We start from the raw sequence: 19,303 nt of genomic DNA on the forward strand, positions 1-19,303 counted from the left end.
AATCGCTTTGATTGCGAGGCTCGCAGAATGAATGGATGGATACGGAGTGCACTGACGCGTTATGTCAACTCGACTGGGCGGGGAAGCTCGACTTACAAGAAGTTGTGCAATCCGACGGGGCGAGAGTGGGGGATCTATCAGGCCCGCTGGGGCAAGTTTCATTCGGTAGGGGACAATTTTCATATCAACCCGGGGTGCAATGTCACCGACCCCGCGCTGGTGCGCATTGGTAACAATGTCGGCCTTTCGGATTGCACACTGATCGGCCATGACGGTGTGGTGGCGTTGATTGAACTTTGCTACGGCAAACACCTCGATTCGGTCGGCTATATCGACATCAAAGACAATTGCTTCATCGGCCATGGGGCGATTGTCATGCCCCGCGTGACCATCGGGCCCGATGCGATCGTTGCCGCCGGTGCGGTGGTCACCAAGGATGTGTTGCCTGGCACCGTGGTGGGCGGCAACCCGGCCAAGTTCATCTGTACCACCGAGGCCCTGATCAAAAGGGTAGAGGAACGCTGCGAAAGTTACCCGTGGATAGACCTGGTCAAACAACGCAAAGGGGCCTATGACCCTGCGGTAGAGCCGGTGCTTGCCGCGCAACGGCGCCAGTACTTCTTCGGGGACGGTAGTAATGGATAGAAAACCCGTCGATGTGATGGTGGTCAATTTCAATACCGCGTCCTTGCTACAGCCCATGTTCGATGCGCTGCGTCAGGCCGATAGCGAAAAGTTCGCCAGTTACCTCGTGGTCGACAACGCCTCGGTCGATGATTCTGTAGAACGCATGGCCAAGGTGTGCCCAGAGGCGCTGTTGCTGAGCAACAAGAAGAACGTCGGTTTCGGTCGCGCCAATAACCAGCTGCTGGCGCACTTGAAGGGCAAGTACGCACTGCTGCTCAACACCGATGCCTTCGTGGCTGCCGATTCTTTGGCCAAGACCATCGAGTACATGGACACCCACCCTGAGTGCGGTGTACTGGGCGTGCGCCTGGAAGGCCGCGACGGCGACCTGCAACCCAGTTGCCGCTACTTCCCGACCCCCCTGAACGTGTTTGTCGGGCGTACCGGGCTCGGTCGTTTTTTCCCAGGCTTGAAAATGGTCGACGAGATGACCTGGGACCATGGCTCGGTACGCGAATGCGACTGGTTGCCTGGTTGTTTCTATCTGGTCCGGCGCGAGGTGCTGGACCAGGTGGGCTTGTTCGACCCGCGCTATTTTCTCTATTACGAAGAAGTTGACCACTGCAAGCGTGTCAAAGAGGCGGGCTGGAAGGTGGTCTTCTATCCACACACCACGGTGGTGCATATCGGCGGCGAAAGCTCCAAGTCGGTCAGCGAACTGGAAGCGGCCAGCCGGCAGATTTCCAGTTACCAGATCGAAAGCGAGCTGCTGTACTTTCGCAAGCACCACGGGGTCGCCGGGCTGGCGCTGCACATGCTATTGGTGTGTGTGGGGGACCTGGTACTGGCACTCAAAGCACTGTTGAAGGGACGAGGCCGCGCTGCGATCCGCGCCTGCTGGCGACATTGCCAGACCACCTGGTCGCTGCTGTTCAAGACCCGGTTCGCAAGCCAACCCACACGGTAGGTGAATTCATGTTCGAGAATATACGCGCGGACCTGCGTGCACACGGTGGTGATTGGGGCGCCCAGGGGTTCTGGGTGCTGCTGGTGTATCGCTTTGGGCGCTGGCGCTATGGCGTACGCCCGGCGTTGCTGCGAAAACTGTTTTCCATCCTTTACAAGATCTTGTTCAAGTTCGTGCAGATCATCACAGGGGTGGAATTGCCCTGCGAGGTGGTGATTGGCCGCAACTTCGTCATCGACCATTTCGGCGGCATCGTGATCAGTGGTTACGCCCGCTTCGGCGATGACTGCCGGATCCGCAACGGCGTGGTGGTGGGCCTTAAAAATGTCGACGAACCGATTGCACCAGTGTTCGGCAATAACGTCGATATCGGTGCAGGGGCCAAGGTGCTGGGCAATATCCGCATCGGCAACAACGTTGCCATTGGCTCCAACGCCGTGGTGTTGATCGATGTGCCAGACAACTCACTGGCGGTCGGTGTGCCCGCGACCATCAAGAGCCGAAAACCCACGCAAGCCGTGGAATACACGGTCGAGTGAGGCGCATGGAAACAGCTATCGGCGTGGTGGTGATCGGCCGTAATGAAGGGGCACGTCTGGAGCGCTGCCTGCGCTCCTTGGCGCATGGTGCCGACCAGGTGGTGTATGTGGACTCAGGCTCCACTGACGGCTCCGTACAAATGGCCCAGGCCCTAGGGGTGGAGGTACTGGCGCTCGACATGGCCCGCCCGTTTACGGCAGCCCGCGCGCGCAACGAGGGCTTTGCCTGCCTGCAACAGCTGCTGCCGACACTGCGCCACGTGCAGTTTGTCGACGGCGATTGCGAGGTGGACCCCGGCTGGCTGGCCAGTGCCCAGGCGTTTTTGCAGGCGCGCCCGGATGTGGCGGTGGTGTGCGGGCGGCGCCGCGAACGGTTTCCGCAGCGCTCGGTTTACAACTTGCTGTGCGACCTGGAATGGGACACGCCCATCGGTGAAGCCAAGGCCTGTGGTGGCGATGCGTTGATGCGCGCCGACGCCTTCGCGCAAGTGGGCGGGTTTCGCCCGGACCTGATCGCCGGCGAAGAGCCGGAGTTGTGCGTGCGCTTGCGCGCCAAAGGTTGGAAAGTTTGGCGGTTGGCCGATGAAATGACGTTGCACGATGCGGCCATGACCCGATTCAGCCAGTGGTGGCGTCGTAGCTTGCGCGCAGGGCATGCCTATGCCGAAGGTGCCTTTCTGCATGGGCGGGCGCCGGAGCACCATTGGTTGCGCGAGTCTCGCCGCGCCTGGCTCTGGGGTTTGGGTATCCCGCTGTGTACAGTGCTTGCCAGCGGCCTGGTGGGCGGGTGGGCATTGTTGCTGTTGCTGATCTACCCGTTGCAGGCCGTGCGTCTGGCACGTCGCGGTAGCAAGTCGAGGCGCGAGAACTGGTTGCAGGCGGTGTTCCTGGTGCTTGGCAAATTCCCTGAAATGCTTGGGCAGGTAAAGTTCCTGCGCAACAGGCTCGCTGCCGGCAAGGCCGCATTGATCGAGTACAAATGAGATTCCTATGATTGCCAGATCGATAGTGAAAAGTGTGCTCACCCTGCAACCCGGCTACTCGCTGCGGGCCTTGAACAACAAGGTCAAGCTGACGCTGCAGATCACCCGGGAGTGGCCCGCGCTGAAGGCGTTCGTGCAACGCATGTCGGCTGCGTTGGGCGATGACCGCTTCGCACGGCTTGGGGTTGATTGCATCGGCGTCGTGCAGTGGCCCTACATCAGCAAAAACTGGGAGGCACAGGAGCGCCTGAGTGTGGTGGCTTCGCACTTTGAAATGGTTGCCAGGCAGTTCCCGAGGTTGCTGCTGCTTAGTCGGGACGACAGCCTGACCCTATGCGACCTGTCGGCCTACTCGAAAGGGTGTTCCCTGGTGCTGGACCGGCCTATCTGGTTCAAACGTGAAGGCGAGCTGGTGCTCAACCTGTTCCAAGGCGATTTGCGCGTGGCGTCCCTGGCTTTCACCCTGTGCCGCCAGCACGGTGAGCCGTGCCTGTTCATTGGCGCCGTGCAGGGCATTCACAAAGGGATCGACAGCGAAACATCGCTGAACATCTACCGGGACCTGACCAAGGACTTCGAAGGCCTGCGCCCCAGGAGTTTTCTGCTGGAAGCCTTCAAGTGCATGGCCAGAACGCTGGGGGTGGTGCGCATCTACGCCGTGGGCGATGCGCACCGGCACCATCGCCATCCGTACTTTGGCGCCGACAAGGCGCAAGACCTGGCCGCCCATTACGACGTCATCTGGCAGGAAAACGGCGCCACCCCGTCAGAGCGTGAGGACTTCTTCAGCTTGCCCTTGGCTGCGGCCAAGCGCGCGGCAGACGACATTGCACCCAAGAAACGCGCGATGTACCGCCGGCGTCATGCCTTGCTGGATGAGGTATTCGCTCGCATTGAGGCGGCATTATCAGGCAATGAGCGGATCCATGGGCTACAAGGGATGAAGGGAGATGTGCGTGAGCGTGCATCGGCAGGGGGCCCGCCGCCCGCGATCGACAGCCTGAAGTAAGGGGTTGCCGCGGGTAGGGGCATTACGCAGGCATTGAATTGGATTCCTATGCGCATTGCTTACTTCATCAATCAGTACCCGAAGGTCAGCCATAGTTTCATTCGACGCGAAATACTGGCATTGGAGCGCCAGGGCATGGAAATCCAGCGCATTGCCTTGCGCGGCTGGGACGCCGAGTTGCAGGACGCTGAAGACATCGCCGAGCAGCAAAAGACGCGCTATGTGTTGCAAGACGGCCTGAAAGGCGTGTTGGCGCCGATGCTGCAGGTGCTGCGCGCCGAGCCACGGCGCTTCTTCACCACCCTGTGGCTGGCCCTGCGCATGGGCCGGCGGGCGGACCGGGGCTGGCCGTATCACCTGGTCTACCTGGCCGAGGCGTGCCAGGTTGTGCTCTGGTTGCAGGCCTTTGGCGCAAAGCATGTGCACGCGCACTTTGGCACCAACTCCACCGAGGTGGTGATGCTGGCCCATGCACTCGGCGGGCCTGGCTACAGCTTTACCGTGCACGGGCCGGAAGAATTCGATAAGCCGCAATTTCTGCATGTGGGCGAAAAGGTCCGGCGCGCAGCGTTTGTCGCGGCGGTCAGCTCATACGGGCGCAGCCAGTTGTTCCGCTGGGTGGCGCACGAGCACTGGGGGAAGGTGAAGGTGGTGCATTGCGGCCTGGAGCGCGGCTTCCACGCCGTGGCCGCAGTTACCGCGCCGTCGGCGCCACGCCTGGTGTGCGTCGGGCGTCTCTGCGAACAGAAGGGCCAGCTCTTGCTGATCGAGGCGGCCCGCTTGTTGGCTGCACAAGGCGTCGCATTTGAGCTGGTGTTGGCCGGTGATGGCGAGATGCGCGGGCAGATTGAAGCGCTGGTCGCCCGCCATGGATTGCAGGCACAGGTGCGGATAACCGGCTGGATCAGCAGCACGCAGGTGCGGGACGAAATCCTGGCTGCCCGTGCCTTGGTGCTGCCGAGCTTCGCCGAAGGCTTGCCGGTCGTCATCATGGAGGCCATGGCGTTGCGCCGGCCTGTGTTGACCACCTATGTGGCGGGTATACCAGAGTTGGTTCGCCAGGGCGAAAATGGCTGGTTGTTCCCTGCCGGCACGGTGGAGGAGCTGGCCGCAGCCATGGCCGATTGCCTGGCGCAACCCGCCGAGGCGTTGCAACGCATGGGGGAGGCAGCGTATGAGCGGGTGCTGCAACGCCATGATATCGACACCGAGGCCGCCAAGTTGGTCAGCTATTTCAAGGCATCCGTATGATCAGCCTGTTGGCGTGGCTATTGGGCCTGGTGGCGGTTGCCATTTTACTGCCCTCGTTGGTGCTGTTCGCGCAGGTGCTGCTGGCCTGCCTGCCTGTGCGAGCACACCCTGCGCTCGATACCAAGCGCCCGCGCGTGGCGGTGCTGGTGCCTGCGCACAACGAAGGCTCGATCATCCATTCGACGCTGGCGAGCGTCGGCCCGCAATTGCTGGCGCATGACCGTTTGCTGGTGGTGGCGGACAATTGCACCGATGACACCGCGCAGCTGGCACGCATGGCGGGCGCTGAAGTGGTGGAACGCCACAATGACGCGCTGCGCGGCAAGGGGTATGCGCTGGACTTTGGCGTGCGGCACCTGGCCCAGGATGCGCCAGAGGTGGTCATTATCGTTGACGCTGATTGCCAGGTTGGCGAGGGCGCCATTGACCTGCTGGCACGCCGTTGCCTTGAAGCTGCACGGCCCGCGCAGGCACTTTACCTGATGCGTGCACCCGTCGGCGCTGGCCTGAAAGTGCAGATTGCCGAGTTTGCCTGGCGGGTAAAAAACCTGGTGCGCCCGCGAGGCTGGGTGCGCCTGGGCTGGCCTTGCCAGTTGATGGGTTCGGGCATGGCATTCCCCTGGCGGGACCTGGCGGCGGCCGATCTGGCCAATGGGCACCTGGTTGAAGACTTGAAGCTGGGGCTGGACCTCTGCCGGGCCGGCAAACCGCCGGTTTTTTGCCCTGCCGCGCAGGTTACCAGCCAGTTCCCCGTCAGCCAGGAAGGCTTGAGCAGCCAGCGTACGCGCTGGGAGCATGGCCACCTGGGGGTGATCGTGGCCGAGGTACCCAAGCTGCTATCAAGCGCGCTCGCTGGGCGCAATTGGCCTCTGCTGGCCATGGCCCTGGACCTGCTGGTACCGCCGTTGGCGTTGTTGGTGCTGGCGCTGATGGTGGTGGTATGTGTGTGCTGGCTGGCGGCTTTGCTGTTCGGCATCAGCGCGCCTGCGTGGATCGCCACGGGTGCCCTAGTCATGCTGGGTGTTGCGGTACTGCTGGCGTGGGGGCGTTTTTCTCGGGAGCTGATCCCGTTTTCGGTCTTGCTCTACGCCCCTTTCTACGCCGCGAGGAAGATCCCTCTGTACCTGGGGTTCTTGATCAAGCGCCAGGTTGACTGGGTACGCTCGAAACGGGATGACAGCTAATGGGTAAATGGCAGAACAGTTGGAAAACGGTTATCGGCAAGCTTCAGGTAGTAGGTGACCTTACGCAAGAGCAGCGGCTGCTGGAGGCCTTGTGCCAACCCGAGGCGCCGACGGTACTGGGTTTTGTCAACGCCCATGCCATGAACCTGGTGGCGGGTCATGCCGATTACTGCAAGGCGCTGTCCTCTGCCGATGTGCTGCTGCGTGACGGTGCCGGCATGGCCATCCTGTTTCGCCGCCTGGGCCTGGACCCTGGGCTGAACATGAACGGCACAGACTTCATCCCCAAGCTGCTGGCGGCGTTCAAGGGGCGACGCGTGGCGTTCTGGGGCACCCAGGAGCCGTTCTTGAGCCAAGCGGTACAGTGCAGCGAGGCCCGTTTCGGCGTGCTGCCTGTGTCGGTTCACGATGGCTTTGCCGATGTCGACACCTACCTGGAACTGGCTCGGGCGACGCAGCCAGAGCTGATCGTGCTGGGCATGGGCATGCCGAAGCAAGAAGCGGTTGCCGCCAGGCTCATGGCCCGTGGCGGGCCATGCCTGATCGTCTGTGGCGGGGCGATTCTGGATTTTCTTGGCGGCAAGGTCAGCCGGGCGCCGCTATGGCTTCGTCGGTTGGGCGGGGAGTGGATCTTCCGTTTGATGAGAGAGCCGAAACGGCTGTTCATGCGCTATGTGGTGGGTAACCCGCTCTTCCTGCTACGGACCCTGTTGTGCACCAAGGCGATGACGCTCGATGCCCGGAACACGCCAAGGCGTACCTGACGATTCTGCCAGGCGAGCCGTATGAAATGGCCAAAACCCATGGCGAGGGCGATTCCGACCGCCGCGCGGGTGAGCGACTGCTACAGTGATAGCAAGCAGCCGTGGGGAGGCGGCGGGGGTTATTCACTGTACACGGTCACATTCAAAGACGGTTATTGATTGTTGGAGTAAGTTTGCAAGGCACTTGCTACGCTCAAATTAATGAGGTCTGAAATGGTTCTCGAACCCAGAAGCAGTCGTTCGTTGCTTCAGCGCAGAAGTAACGTGAGTAACGCCATTCAGGCAGGTCTTGATGGGATTGCAGTAACCGGGGTCGCGTGGTACTTGATCTATGATCAATTCGGTCACATTACTTCAGATTATGTGATCATGCTGCTTTTGTTGATTGGTGCATTGGCCGTTATTTACGACCACTATGCAATTTATCGAACGAACGTCGGCTTGTCGATCAAGGCGTTCAGGTTGTTCAAGGCCTGGTCTGCAACTTTTTGTTTTCTGGTCGTCATGGCGTTTCTTACCAAACAGAGCGAAACCTATTCGCGGTTGTTGGTGGTGCAGTTATTTATCATTGGTTATTTCGTTCAGTTGTTCTTGCACGTTGCCGTGCGTGAACTGCAAAAACGGTTTACCGCACACGCCCGGCTGGATAACGCACTGATTATCGGGGCCGGCGACCTTGCCAATTTCCTTCATCAGAAGATAAGCAACAACCCCTGGTTCGGTGAGCGCGTGCTGGGGTGTGTGCTGATAAACGATGTGGCAGAGCAGGGCGGGGCCGACGCAAAGCAGCGCCTGCCGGTACTGGGGCATGTCACCGACCTGGACGAGATTGTTGCCAAGCACGCCATTCGCACCGTGTACCTGGTGACCCCGCTGGGTGGCTCCGAAGTGATTAATGACGTGTACTTGAAGTTGCTCGACAAGTGCATCGCGGTTAATTGGGTGCCGGATATTTTTTCGTTGCGGCTGATCAATCACAGCGTGCGGGAAATCGCAGGGATTCCGGTGTTGACCCTGTCGGAAACGCCGTTGACCGGCATGAGTCTATTTCTGAAAAACCTCGAAGACAGGGTGCTGGCAGCACTGATTTTGCTGTGTGCATCGCCCGTGTTGTTGGCGGTGGCCATTGCCATCAAGATCGACAGCCGCGGCCCGGTGTTTTTCAGGCAGGTACGGATGGGCTGGACCGGGGAATCCTTCCGCATCTGGAAGTTCCGCAGCATGCATGTTCATCAACCGGAAAATGATGTGGTCAAACAGGCTCAGAAGAATGACCCGCGCCTCACGCGGGTGGGCGCCTTTATTCGCAAGACCAGCCTGGATGAGTTGCCGCAATTGTTTAATGTGTTGACTGGCGAGATGTCGCTGGTGGGGCCGCGCCCGCATGCACTTCAGCACGACACGCTGTATTCGCAGGATATTGTCGATTACTTTGCGCGGCATAATATCAAGCCCGGCATGACAGGCCTGGCGCAGGTGCGGGGGTTCCGGGGTGAAACCAAAGACATTGAGCAGATGATCCAACGGGTCGACTCGGATATCGAGTACATCAACAACTGGTCGCTGTGGCTCGACTTTGTCATTTTGGTGCGCACGCTCAATGCGTTTACCGGCAAGCAGGCCTATTAGCTGGGGCTGTATAGAGCAGCCCCAGGGCAGGCCCTCAACTTAGCGGGTGCAACTCCCTGAACCCGCGAGCTTCTTCCACCAGCCAGTCATGCACCGCACGGGCGCCCGGCTGGGTCAGCCCGCCCGGCGGGTAATGCACCACGTAGCGCTTGTGGTTGGCGATCGCCACCCCGAACGGCACGATCAGCGCGCCCCGTTCCAGTTCATCGTTGAGCAGGGTGCGCCGCGCGATCGCCACGCCAACGCCGGCAATCGCCGCTTCGATGGTCAGGTGGTTGCGGTTGAAGGTATGCCCCCGCCGCACGTCCAGGCCGCCCGCACCGATACCCTCCAGATAGAACTCCCACTCGGCGTACTCCGAGGCGCCCCGCCAGGCGGTGATGTCGTGCAGCAGGGGGTAATGCGTCAGGTCTGCCGGCCCGTGCAGCGGTGGCCGGCCGCGCAGCAACGTGGGGGAGCAGACGGGAAAGATCTGCTCGTCCAGCAGCGGCGTCGACAGCATGCCGGGGTAGCTGCCATCGTTCAGGTCGATGGCCAGGTCGAAGTCGCCCGGGTGCAGTGCCTGGGCGCTGTCTTCGGCCACCAGCCGCAGCTCGATGTCCGGATACCGCTGCTGAAAGCGCGGCAAGCGCGGGGTCAGCCATTTGGCCAGGAATGATGGAATAGAGCGCAGGCGCAGGGTGCCGCGGATCTCACCGGCGTCCAGGCGCAGCAGCTCGGCCTCGATGCTGCCATAGGCTTCTGCCACTGTTTGCGCCAGGCGTTGGCCTTCGGCGCTGAGTTCGACGCCGCGTGCGCGGCGCAGGAACAAGCGATAGCCCAGCCGTTCCTCCAGCTGGCGCATCTGCTGGCTGACTGCCCCAGGGGTGATGTGCAGCTCTTCGGCGCAGCGGGTGAACGATAAATGCCGGGCCGCACAGGAGAACACATGCAGCCAGACGAACATCTGGCCATTGAGTTGTCGTCGCATCGTTTAGTACCACTAAAGCCTTGCTTAGGAAGTTTCGTTGGTCATCCTTGCGGGAGCAGGTCAGTATCGCTCAACTTCGCAGTAGCGTTCAATTTTCCTAAAGAACCGTGCATTGGCGATTCTGCCCAATACGGTCAGGCATTAGTATGGCTATCAGTGTTTTCGACCTCTTCAAAATTGGCATCGGCCCCTCAAGCTCCCACACCGTGGGCCCGATGCGGGCAGCGGCGACCTTTGCCCAGGCCCTGCGCGAACGTGGCCTGCTGGCCCAGGTAAGCCGCGTCGAGGTGCGGCTGTATGGCTCGTTGTCGGCTACTGGCGTCGGCCATGCTACCGACCGCGCATGCCTGCTCGGGCTGATGGGGCAGTGGCCGGACCGGATCGACCCTGCCACCATCGAGCCGCGTATCGACCAGTTGATGCAGGAGCAATGCCTGATGCTCGATGGCAGCCACCCGCTGGCGTTCAACTACACCCGCGACATGCTGTTGCTAGACCAGAGCCTGCCGTATCACCCGAACGCGATGACCCTTGAAGCGCTGGACGGGCAGGGCAGCCTGTTCAGCCAGACTTACTATTCGGTGGGCGGTGGTTTCATCGTCGAGCAGGGTGAGGTCGATGCCCCCCAGAGCGAAGCGGATGCAGTCTACCAGCCGTATCCGTTTGCCAGTGCGGCTGAGCTGTTGGCGCTGTGCAAGGCTCACGGGTTGAGTGTCGCCCAGCTGATGCTGGCCAACGAATGCGCCTGGCGCCCGGAAGCCGAGGTGCGCGAAGGCCTGTTGCGCATCTGGGCGGCGATGCGTGAGTGCGTCGACAATGGCCTGCGCAACGAGGGCATTCTGCCGGGCGGGCTGAAGGTCAAGCGCCGCGCCGCGCGTTTGCACCGCAGCCTGCAGGAGCTGGGCAAACCGAACGTCATCGGCTCGACCCTGAGCGCCATGGAATGGGTCAACCTTTTTGCCCTGGCGGTGAACGAAGAAAACGCCGCCGGCGGGCGCATGGTGACGGCGCCCACCAACGGTGCGGCAGGTATTATCCCCGCCGTGCTGCACTACTACATGAAGTTCAACCCGGATGCCTGCGACGACGATGTCGTGAGGTTCCTGCTCGCTGCGGCTGCGGTCGGCATCCTGTGCAAGACCAACGCTTCCATTTCCGGTGCCGAAGTCGGTTGCCAGGGCGAAGTCGGGTCGGCGTGCTCAATGGCGGCGGCCGGCCTGGCCGAGGTGCTGGGGGCTACGCCACCACAACTGGAAAACGCCGCCGAGATTGCCCTGGAGCACAACCTGGGCCTGACCTGCGACCCGGTCGGGGGGCTGGTGCAGGTACCGTGCATCGAGCGCAACGCGATTGCCGCGGTCAAGGCGATCAACGCGGTGCAAATGGCCTTGCGCGGTGACGGCGAGCACTTTATCTCGCTCGATCAGGTTATCCGCACCCTGCGTGACACCGGTGCGGACATGCATTCGAACTACAAGGAAACCTCGCGCGGCGGTCTGGCAGTAGCTTTTGTTGAGTGCTGAGTTTTAACGCGGTCAACTGTAGGAGCGCCCCCTCGCGACACAAGGCCGCTCCTACAACAGATTGCGTTAACCAATGAAGTCAGGGCCGGATTAGCGGGCTTTCTGCTTGGCTTCAATGAAGCTGGCACGCATGTCCTTGGCCCAGCCATCCAGCACCGGCTTGACGTCATTCAGGGTCAGCTTCTGGGTATCGTTCTCCAGTTCTTGGCCCGCGCCTTTGCGTACCACCTGGGCCAGCACTTTCTGGCTGCTACCGTCCAGAAACGCCGCCTCCACGCCGACATCCACGTCCTGATCACGTCCGCCCATGGCGGTGTTCACACCTGCCGAAATAAGCGCGATGGGGATCACTTCATAGGGCTTGAGGCCTTCATTGCTGGTAGATACCGCCGTGATCGCCGGGCGCACCACGATCACACCTGGGCCAGGCCCCTTGGCCAAGGGCATCACGCTGCCAATTTCACGGCGCAGGGCTTCATTGAAGTAGCGGGTGATTTCCTGCAGCGTCTGCTGCGAGATCACCGCTGTCGGCTGTGGCTTGGGGTAGAACTGGCTGGGCTCGATGAACACCTGGCTGTACTGGTTGATATTGACCTTGGGGTCGATCCAGCGCATCACCGGGTCACCCGATGGGCTCTTGGCTTCTTGCAACCGGCTGTAGTCCTTGAGGAAGCCGGAATAATCCTTGGGGTCCACGCGATTGCTGGAGCAGGCGGCCACGGCAAGCAGTGCGGCGCACAACAGGGTAATGCGAGACAGTGATTTCATGATGAAGGCGCATCCATGAGAGGTCGGCCAGAACAACGCTAGCAGGTGCGGAGCAGTTGGCCAGTGGTCAGGGGATTTCTTGGAGAGGGGGGGCTGGTTGAGAGGTGGTTGATGGTGGATTTCACAGGCGCAACACCCCTCAAGGCAAGCACTACCCCAACACCTCGCGCAACCGATACCACAACATCCCCAACGCCAGCAGCGGTGAGCGCAGCGCCTTGCCGCCCGGGAAGGTCAGGTGCGGTACCGCACTGAACACGTCCAGCCCGTGGCTGTGGCCAACCGCAATGCCCTCGGCCAGCAGCTTGGCTGTCCAGTGGGTCACGTTCAGCCCGTGCCCCGAGTAGCCTTGGGCGTAGTAGACGTTCGGGTGCTGGCTCAGCCGCCCAACCTGGGGGAAACGGTTGGCCGTGATGCCGATCATGCCGCCCCATTGGTAATCGATGCGCACTTCGGCCAGTTGCGGGAACACCTTGAGCACTTTCGGTCGCATGTAGGCGGCGATGTCCTTGGGGTCGCGACCGGAATAATGGCAGGCGCCACCGAACAACAAACGGCGGTCGGCGGTGAGGCGGTAGTAGTCCAGGCCGACCTTCTGGTCGCACAGCGCCATGTTCTGCGGGATCAGGGTGCTGGCGAGCGCTTCAGGCAGCGGCTCGGTGGCCACCACGTAGCTGCCGGCTGGCAGCACCTTGCCGCTCAGGCGCGGTTCCAGTTCATCGAGGTGCGCGTTGCAGCCAAGCACCAGGCTGTGTGCCCTGACCTTGCCTCGGGCGGTATGCAAGGTCACGGTGGGGCCATGCTCGATGCGTAGCACCGGGCTCTGCTCGAAGATGCGTACGCCCAGGCCTACGGCCGCGCGTGCCTCGCCCTGCACCAGGTCCAGTGGGTGCAGATGGCCTGAGCCCATGTCTACCAGGCCACCGGCGTACTGGTCGCTGGCGACGATCTGGTGCAGGTGCTCGGGGCTGACCAGGCGTGTTTCGGGGCGGTAACCCAGCGCGGCCAGGTCCTCCTGTTCAGCTTTGAAGGCGGCAAATTGGGCGGGGGTGTTGGCCAGTTCGCAGAAGCCCCAACGCAGGTCGCAGGCAATGCCGTACTGCTCGATGCGCCTGGCCACCAACGCGACCGAATCGATGCCGGCCTGTTGCAGGTAACGGACGCCGTCCTGGCCGACATAGCGGGTAAAACCACTGACGTCATGGCCGATGCCACGAATCAGCTGGCCGCCATTGCGCCCGCTGGCACCCCAGCCGATGCGCCGGGCTTCGAGCAGGATCACCGAAAGACCGCGTTCGGCAAGCTCCAGTGCGGTATTGACCCCGGTCAGGCCGCCGCCAACCACGCAGACATCGGCCGTCAGTTCGCCGTCCAGGCTGGGGTAGGGCGCCGTGTCGCGTGCCGTGGCGGCGTAGTACGAAGCGGTGTGCAGGGTATCGAAAGGCATGGTGCGTTCTCGGCTCAGCGGTTGGACTTGATCTTGCTCCAGGAGCGGGTCATCACGCGCATGATCTGGGGGCTTGGCGTGCTGGAGATGTACAGCTTGTCCAGCACTTGCTGGGGTGGATAGACCTCAGGGTTGTTCACCAGGGATGCATCCATGTAGGCCTGGGCGTCGGGGTTGGCGTTGGCATAGCCAACCGTGGCACTGACCTTGGCGATTACCGGGGGCTCAAGCAGGTAGTTGATGAACGCCAGGGCCTGGTCCGGGTTGCTGGCGTCCTTGGGGATGGCCAGCAGGTCGAACCACAGGTTGCTGCCTTCCTTGGGAATGCTGTACGCAACCTTGACGCCGTTGTTCGCTTCCACTGCGCGGTTGGCGGCCTGAAACACGTCGCCGGAGTAGCCGAAGGCCACGCAGACATCGCCGTTGGCCAGGTCCGAGACATACTTGGAGGAGTGGAAGTAGGTGATGTAGGGCCGCAGTTCGAGCAGGCGGGCTTCAGCCTTGGCGTAGTCCGCGGGCTTTTCGCTGCGCGGGTCCATGCCCAGGTAGTTGAGGATCGCCGGGAACAGCTCGTCGGGCGAGTCCATGAAGGCCACGCCGCACTGCTTGAGTTTTTTCAAGTTTTCGGGCTCGAACAGCACCGCCCAAGAGTCGATGTGGTCGATACCCAGTGCGGCCTTGACCTTGTCGACGTTGTAGCCGATGCCGTTGGTGCCCCACAGGTAGGGCACGGCGTACTGGTTGCCGGGGTCATTCTGCTCAAGCTGTTTGAGCAGTTTTGGGTCCAGGTGCTTCCAGTTGGGCAGTTTGCTGCGGTCCAGCGGCAAGAAGGCGCCAGCCTGGGCTTGCCGGGCGAGGAAGTGGTTCGAAGGCACCACCACGTCGTAGCCGGTGCGTCCGGCCAGCAGTTTTCCCTCCAGGGTTTCGTTGGAATCGAACACGTCATAGACCACCTTGATCCCACTGCTGGCCTGGAAGTCGGCCAGGGTCGTGTCACCGATGTAGTCGGTCCAGTTGTACACGCTGACGGTCGGTGCGGCTTGGGCGGCAGCGCCGAACAGTAATGTGAATGCAGCGGGAACCAGGGATTGCAGATGACGCATGTCGACACCTCGTTGGTCTTGTTCTTGGGTTCGGTGCAAGTGGGGCGCAACGCGCCCCGGGCAATCAAACGCTGAGCATCAGGAATTCACGCTCCCAGGAGCTGATCACCCGTTTGTAGTTCTCGTGCTCGGCACGCTTGACCGCTACATAGCCCTGGACGAACTGCTTGCCCAGGTAACGCTGCACGGTCTCGCAGTCTTCCATGTGCTGCAGGGCATCTTCGATGGTGATCGGCAGGCGCAGGTTGCGTCGCTCGTAAGCCCGGCCCTGCACCGGCGCGCTCGGGTCGATCTTCTCGACCATACCCAGGTAGCCACACAGCAGGCTGGCGGCGATGGCCAGGTAAGGGTTGGCATCGGCGCCCGGCAGGCGGTTTTCCACGCGCATCGCGTCGGGGCTCGAGGTCGGCACGCGCAAGCCGGCGGTGCGGTTTTCTTCGCCCCATTCGACGTTGACCGGTGCTGAGGTGTCCGGCAGGAAGCGGCGGAACGAGTTGACGTTCGGCGCGAACATCGGCAGCAGCTTGGGGATGTACTTCTGCAAACCGCCGATGTGGTGCAGGAACAGCTCGCTCATGCTGCCATCTTCATTGGCGAACACAGGCTTGCCGGTTGCGATGTCCACCACGCTCTGGTGCAGGTGCATGGCACTGCCGGGTTCGTCAGTGATCGGCTTGGCCATGAAGGTGGCCGCCACGTTGTGCTTGAGCGCCGCTTCGCGCATGGTGCGCTTGAACACGGTGATCTGGTCGGCAAGGTCCAGGGCGTCGCCGTGGCGGAAGTTGATCTCCATCTGCGCCGGGCCGTCTTCATGGATCAGCGTGTCCAGGTCCAGGCCCTGCAGTTCGCACCAGTCATAGACGTCTTCGAACAGCGGGTCGAATTCGTTGGCGGCATCGATCGAGAACGATTGGCGACCGCTCTCGGCGCGGCCCGAACGGCCCAGCGGTACCTGCAGCGGCAGGTCTGGGTCTTCGCAGCGCTTGGTCAGGTAGAACTCCATCTCTGGTGCGACGATCGGCTGCCAGCCTTGATCGGCGTACAGCTTGAGCACCTTTTTCAAGACGTTGCGCGGCGACAGCTCGATGGGGTTGCCTTGCTTGTCGAAGGTGTCGTGAATAACGATTGCGGTCGGCTCGATTGCCCAGGGGATCTGGTACACCGCGGATGGGTCCGGGCGGCACACCATGTCGATGTCGGCGGCATCGAGCAGGCTGTAGTAGATGTCGTCGTCAACGTAGTCGCCGGTGACCGTCTGCAGCAGCACGCTTTCAGGCAGGCGCATGCCGCGCTCGTGAAGAAACTTGGCGGTCGGTGCGATCTTGCCGCGGGCGATGCCGGTCAGGTCGCTGATCACGCATTCGACTTCGGTGATCCGGTGTTCTTTCAGCCACGTGGACAGCTGATCGAAGGGGGCGTTCATACAGACCTCTTGGTTGGGTTTTTGTGTGCGCGGCAGGAGCGGGTGGCTTCCCAGGTGACGCGCTGGAGACTATCTTGGTCGCAGCCCCCAGGGGCAATCTATCCACTTTATTCGGCAATCAATGCACCAAAAGAGTGCATACAGGACAATGCGTGACAACGCTCAATGCCTTGCAGGTCCAGGCTTTCCACACCACCGATGTCACTGAACAGGTGCGTGCCACCCCCGGCTGGCAACAGCAGTACCGGCAAATGTCGCCGGGGCATTTCAGCGGTGAACTGCGTTGCCTGGGGCTCGATGGCGTGGAGGTGTATGAAGAACGTCTGAATACCCGTGTCGAGCAGTTCTTCCGCCCCCCAAGCGGGTCGCTGGCGTTCTGCTTCGACCGCAGTGAAAACAGCCTTTACCTGCTCAACGAGCAGAGCCGCAATATCTGGATCACCCCGGAAAACTACGAAGAAGTGGCGGTGGTGTTCGACCAGGCGTTCCTGGCTCGCCATGGCCTCGATCCACAGCGCCTTGAAGGGTTGTTCATGGTGCCGTTGGGCAGTGGCCAGAACGCGTTGTTCGGCAGTTGGCTGAGCGCCACCTTGACCCGCCTGGGCAAAGCCGATTGCCCGCTGCAGGGCGAGGCGCTGGCAGAGCAACTGCTTGAAGATTGCCTGTTCATCCTCGACAGCGCCTGCCAGCGGCTGGACGGCGGTGCGCTGGGGAGGCGAAGTGAAGCACGCGAGATCATGCGCCGGGTCAGTGAGTGGGCGGCGGATTGCCCCGAAGAAACGCTCAATCTGATGGCGTTGGCCGATGTGGCCGGTGTTTCTCTGCGCCAGTTGCAGCAGGCGTTCAAGGCCTTCACCGGTATGCCGCCGGCGCACTGGCTGCGGCTGCGGCGGCTCAATGGCACGCGCCGAGACTTGTTGCGCCAGGGGGATGTGACGGTGGCGGAGGTGGCCATGCGCTGGTCGTTCTGGCATCTGGGGCGGTTTTCCGAGAGTTACCGGCAGCTGTTCAAGGAGTTGCCGAGCGAGACCCTGAAGCGGGGCAGGGGCTGAGGGCAGCAACACGCAGTCCAGCACCCCCCACGGAAAGTTGCTATCGTGCCGACCTGTTTCCACCCGAGGTCCCGATGTTCTACCTGCCATTGCCCAGCGACCAAGCCGACCGCCTTGCCAGCGAGCCCACCGCCCGCGATTTTTTCCCGACTGCCAGCTTAATGGAGGCCGCGGCGGTGCTGTTCGTGCAGAACCTGCCGCGCCAGCCCGCCACCGCAACGGCAGACGCGCAGGAGCGGCGTTTCGCTGAAATCGTGCGTATCGCCAACGAAGTCGAAATCGCCGCACCGGGCCGCTTTCAGGGCCAGGTGGCGCAGCACTTCGACCGCGAGGCGTTCGCCATGGGCCTTGGCATGCTGGGTGAGAATGGCATCGGTCTGTTGTCTGCCGAGGTCGAGTACGACGTCGAGGACTTGCACGATGCCGAAGGCCAGTGGAATTTCCAGTTTGCCGATAGCTACCGGCAACAGGTCACGCCGCTACACCCGGTCTACCTGCCATCGTTGGCCAGCGATCTATTGCTGAGCGATCAACAAAACCGCCTGCTGCGCGAGTTTCTGTCAGGTGTCGACGAGTCTGTTGCGGTGCAAGGTTTCGCTGGAACCGGCAAGACTTTCTTGATCCACCAGTTCGCCCGCTTGCTCGATCCCCAGCGCACGCTGTTGCTGGCGTTGACCGAGGGCCAGTTGCGCGCCTTGCAGGCACGCGTCAAGGATGCTCAGGCTTACACCGCGCTGACCTTCGGCCAACTGGCAGACGAGATTCTGAACCGTGACCTCACCAGTAACGGTTGGCGCTTGCGCGACCCGTATCGCACCAAGCTGTCCTGGCGCCCGCAGGAAGCGCAGGTGGTGAAGTGGTTGAATATCCCCGATATCGGCCCGCTGGCCGCCCGCGATGTCGTTGCCTTGTGTATCAAGGCCGTGCGCAGCTTCTGCCGAACCGGCGATACCCAGATCGAGCTGCACCACCTGCCCTGGGCGGGCCCTGGCACGTCACCGCTGGATCAGGAAGTGCTGCTGGAAAAGGCCCGGTTGTACTGGCAAGAGCTGATTCGCCCTTCAGCGCGCGATATTCAACTGCCGGTGCGTGACTACCACCGGGTCAAACTGCTGTCGTTGACACTGGAGGTGATCGACAGCCGGTACACCCACGTCATCGTCGATGAGGCCCATGAACTGTCGGCACCGATGCTCGCCGTGCTGGACCGCAGCCCGCAGTCGATCATCGCCTTGGGTGACGAGTTGCAGAACCTCAATGGCCTGAGCCCACACCACGGTGGCTTCATCCGTCAGCGCTATATCGACCATTCGCTGCGCGCCGGGCCTGCGATGGACAACGTCCTCAACCCATTGATTCAGGCGCACCCGGCCAAGATCCAGGCGGCGTTCAGTGGCAGTGCAGAGCACTACACCCGGGTCAGCTTCTTCGACACCGTCACAGTACCCGAACAGCCCACGGCGCTGATCGTCGATGACGAATGGGGCCTGTTCGGCTGGTTCCAGCGTCTCACTCACCAAGGTGTGCCGTTTGTGCTGCTCAAAAGTGCGCGCAAGGATTTCGAGCTGTTCGTCGAGGACTGCATCGAGCTGTACCGCTACGGCACCCGGCCGCGTCACCCCATGTTGTTCCGCTATGCCAGCTGGCAGGCGCTGGAGCAGGACAAGGGCGATGACAAGGCCTTCGTGGCGGTGGCGAACATGCTGCGCAAGGGCTACACGCCAGAGCATTTTGCCAAGGCCAAGAGCCGTTATCGCTGGGACAAGGCGCCCAAGCTGTTTTTGGGGCGGGTGCGGGACGTGAAGAACATGGAGTTCGCCCGGGTGATGGTGTCACCGGAGCTGATGGTCACGCCGGTGACGGCGGGCAATCGCAACGAACGGGCGCGGATGCTGGCGGGCCTGTATACCGCTTGTTCGCGGGCACGGCATGAGTTGATCGTGCCGGGGGGGATGCTCGACTGGGTCAAGGACCAGGTCAGGGACTGAAGGCCCTAGCTCGCACGCGGACCCTGTAGGAGCGCCCCGGCAAGGCCGCTCCTACAAAAGACCGCGAAACGCAGCT

Annotated in this window: 17 protein-coding genes; 12 read left to right on the plus strand and 5 right to left on the minus strand. The window is 61.8% G+C overall.

What is annotated here, in order from left to right:
• Positions 1 to 27: 27 nt before the first annotated feature.
• From ACSSU5_RS23045 to ACSSU5_RS23085, 9 genes are all read left to right on the plus strand, one after another.
• On the plus strand, positions 28 to 645 hold the full coding sequence (locus tag ACSSU5_RS23045; RefSeq protein ID WP_264313437.1) for an acyltransferase: 618 nt from the start codon (positions 28 to 30) through the stop codon (positions 643 to 645).
• Complete coding sequence (locus ACSSU5_RS23050; RefSeq protein ID WP_492559904.1) at positions 638 to 1,594, plus strand: glycosyltransferase family 2 protein; 957 nt, start codon at positions 638 to 640, stop codon at positions 1,592 to 1,594. The genes ACSSU5_RS23045 and ACSSU5_RS23050 overlap by 8 nt, the downstream gene beginning before the upstream one ends.
• An 8-nt stretch (positions 1,595 to 1,602) precedes the next feature.
• Complete coding sequence (locus ACSSU5_RS23055; RefSeq protein ID WP_264313435.1) at positions 1,603 to 2,133, plus strand: serine O-acetyltransferase; 531 nt, start codon at positions 1,603 to 1,605, stop codon at positions 2,131 to 2,133.
• Between the two features lie 5 nt (positions 2,134 to 2,138).
• Positions 2,139 to 3,116, plus strand: coding sequence for a glycosyltransferase family 2 protein (locus tag ACSSU5_RS23060; RefSeq protein ID WP_264313434.1), 978 nt, complete (start codon positions 2,139 to 2,141; stop codon positions 3,114 to 3,116).
• Between the two features lie 7 nt (positions 3,117 to 3,123).
• The gene (locus ACSSU5_RS23065) at positions 3,124 to 4,125 is read left to right on the plus strand and encodes a VirK/YbjX family protein (RefSeq protein WP_492559905.1); all 1,002 of its coding nucleotides are present in this window, start codon (positions 3,124 to 3,126) and stop codon (positions 4,123 to 4,125) included.
• Between the two features lie 48 nt (positions 4,126 to 4,173).
• A complete protein-coding gene (locus tag ACSSU5_RS23070; protein ID WP_264313432.1) occupies positions 4,174 to 5,376 on the plus strand; it encodes a glycosyltransferase in 1,203 nt (400 codons plus the stop codon).
• Positions 5,373 to 6,560: a glycosyltransferase family 2 protein gene (locus tag ACSSU5_RS23075; RefSeq protein WP_492559906.1), complete on the plus strand. Its 1,188-nt coding sequence runs from the start codon at positions 5,373 to 5,375 to the stop codon at positions 6,558 to 6,560. The genes ACSSU5_RS23070 and ACSSU5_RS23075 overlap by 4 nt, the downstream gene beginning before the upstream one ends.
• Positions 6,560 to 7,324 (plus strand): WecB/TagA/CpsF family glycosyltransferase, encoded by a 765-nt coding sequence (locus tag ACSSU5_RS23080; RefSeq protein ID WP_492559907.1) that lies wholly within the window; start codon positions 6,560 to 6,562, stop codon positions 7,322 to 7,324. The genes ACSSU5_RS23075 and ACSSU5_RS23080 overlap by 1 nt, the downstream gene beginning before the upstream one ends.
• Before the next feature lie 213 nt (positions 7,325 to 7,537).
• Positions 7,538 to 8,953, plus strand: a complete 1,416-nt coding sequence (locus ACSSU5_RS23085; RefSeq protein ID WP_264313429.1) for an undecaprenyl-phosphate glucose phosphotransferase — start codon at positions 7,538 to 7,540, stop codon at positions 8,951 to 8,953.
• Positions 8,954 to 8,987: 34 nt separating this feature from the next.
• Here ACSSU5_RS23085 and ACSSU5_RS23090 read toward each other — a convergent pair whose 3' ends face one another.
• Positions 8,988 to 9,923 carry a LysR substrate-binding domain-containing protein gene (locus ACSSU5_RS23090; RefSeq protein WP_264313428.1) on the minus strand — a complete coding sequence of 312 codons (936 nt, stop codon included), beginning with the start codon at positions 9,921 to 9,923 and terminating at the stop codon, positions 8,988 to 8,990.
• A 146-nt stretch (positions 9,924 to 10,069) separates the two neighbouring features.
• Between ACSSU5_RS23090 and ACSSU5_RS23095 the strand changes: the two genes are divergently transcribed.
• A complete protein-coding gene (locus ACSSU5_RS23095) occupies positions 10,070 to 11,446 on the plus strand; it encodes an L-serine ammonia-lyase (RefSeq protein ID WP_492559908.1) in 1,377 nt (458 codons plus the stop codon).
• Between the two features lie 90 nt (positions 11,447 to 11,536).
• Here ACSSU5_RS23095 and ACSSU5_RS23100 read toward each other — a convergent pair whose 3' ends face one another.
• The 4 genes from ACSSU5_RS23100 to ACSSU5_RS23115 form a co-directional block, all read right to left on the minus strand.
• A complete protein-coding gene (locus ACSSU5_RS23100) occupies positions 11,537 to 12,214 on the minus strand; it encodes a DUF3313 domain-containing protein (RefSeq protein WP_264313426.1) in 678 nt (225 codons plus the stop codon).
• A 151-nt stretch (positions 12,215 to 12,365) separates the two neighbouring features.
• The gene (locus tag ACSSU5_RS23105; RefSeq protein ID WP_492559909.1) at positions 12,366 to 13,661 is read right to left on the minus strand and encodes an NAD(P)/FAD-dependent oxidoreductase; all 1,296 of its coding nucleotides are present in this window, start codon (positions 13,659 to 13,661) and stop codon (positions 12,366 to 12,368) included.
• Between the two features lie 14 nt (positions 13,662 to 13,675).
• Positions 13,676 to 14,764 (minus strand): polyamine ABC transporter substrate-binding protein, encoded by a 1,089-nt coding sequence (locus ACSSU5_RS23110; RefSeq protein ID WP_492559910.1) that lies wholly within the window; start codon positions 14,762 to 14,764, stop codon positions 13,676 to 13,678.
• 64 nt (positions 14,765 to 14,828) lie between these two features.
• Positions 14,829 to 16,187, minus strand: a complete 1,359-nt coding sequence (locus ACSSU5_RS23115; RefSeq protein ID WP_264313423.1) for a glutamine synthetase family protein — start codon at positions 16,185 to 16,187, stop codon at positions 14,829 to 14,831.
• A 152-nt stretch (positions 16,188 to 16,339) separates the two neighbouring features.
• Here ACSSU5_RS23115 and ACSSU5_RS23120 point away from each other — a divergent pair, with 152 nt between their 5' ends.
• Complete coding sequence (locus tag ACSSU5_RS23120; RefSeq protein ID WP_264313422.1) at positions 16,340 to 17,239, plus strand: helix-turn-helix domain-containing protein; 900 nt, start codon at positions 16,340 to 16,342, stop codon at positions 17,237 to 17,239.
• Between the two features lie 74 nt (positions 17,240 to 17,313).
• Positions 17,314 to 19,227 (plus strand): DEAD/DEAH box helicase, encoded by a 1,914-nt coding sequence (locus tag ACSSU5_RS23125; protein WP_492559911.1) that lies wholly within the window; start codon positions 17,314 to 17,316, stop codon positions 19,225 to 19,227.
• Positions 19,228 to 19,303 lie beyond the last annotated feature (76 nt).

Source organism: Pseudomonas sp. E1MeOHC2 (assembly GCF_058745025.1).

Coding starts and splice junctions, on each gene's coding strand:
- ACSSU5_RS23080 (WP_492559907.1), top strand. CDS start 6,560: ATGGGTAAATGGCAGAACAGTTGGAAAACGGTTATCGGCAAGCTTCAG.
- ACSSU5_RS23105 (WP_492559909.1), bottom strand. CDS start 13,661: ATGCCTTTCGATACCCTGCACACCGCTTCGTACTACGCCGCCACGGCA.
- ACSSU5_RS23125 (WP_492559911.1), top strand. CDS start 17,314: ATGTTCTACCTGCCATTGCCCAGCGACCAAGCCGACCGCCTTGCCAGC.
- ACSSU5_RS23115 (WP_264313423.1), bottom strand. CDS start 16,187: ATGAACGCCCCCTTCGATCAGCTGTCCACGTGGCTGAAAGAACACCGG.
- ACSSU5_RS23110 (WP_492559910.1), bottom strand. CDS start 14,764: ATGCGTCATCTGCAATCCCTGGTTCCCGCTGCATTCACATTACTGTTC.
- ACSSU5_RS23085 (WP_264313429.1), top strand. CDS start 7,538: ATGGTTCTCGAACCCAGAAGCAGTCGTTCGTTGCTTCAGCGCAGAAGT.
- ACSSU5_RS23100 (WP_264313426.1), bottom strand. CDS start 12,214: ATGAAATCACTGTCTCGCATTACCCTGTTGTGCGCCGCACTGCTTGCC.
- ACSSU5_RS23045 (WP_264313437.1), top strand. CDS start 28: ATGAATGGATGGATACGGAGTGCACTGACGCGTTATGTCAACTCGACT.
- ACSSU5_RS23055 (WP_264313435.1), top strand. CDS start 1,603: ATGTTCGAGAATATACGCGCGGACCTGCGTGCACACGGTGGTGATTGG.
- ACSSU5_RS23065 (WP_492559905.1), top strand. CDS start 3,124: ATGATTGCCAGATCGATAGTGAAAAGTGTGCTCACCCTGCAACCCGGC.
- ACSSU5_RS23075 (WP_492559906.1), top strand. CDS start 5,373: ATGATCAGCCTGTTGGCGTGGCTATTGGGCCTGGTGGCGGTTGCCATT.
- ACSSU5_RS23050 (WP_492559904.1), top strand. CDS start 638: ATGGATAGAAAACCCGTCGATGTGATGGTGGTCAATTTCAATACCGCG.
- ACSSU5_RS23095 (WP_492559908.1), top strand. CDS start 10,070: ATGGCTATCAGTGTTTTCGACCTCTTCAAAATTGGCATCGGCCCCTCA.
- ACSSU5_RS23070 (WP_264313432.1), top strand. CDS start 4,174: ATGCGCATTGCTTACTTCATCAATCAGTACCCGAAGGTCAGCCATAGT.
- ACSSU5_RS23060 (WP_264313434.1), top strand. CDS start 2,139: ATGGAAACAGCTATCGGCGTGGTGGTGATCGGCCGTAATGAAGGGGCA.
- ACSSU5_RS23090 (WP_264313428.1), bottom strand. CDS start 9,923: ATGCGACGACAACTCAATGGCCAGATGTTCGTCTGGCTGCATGTGTTC.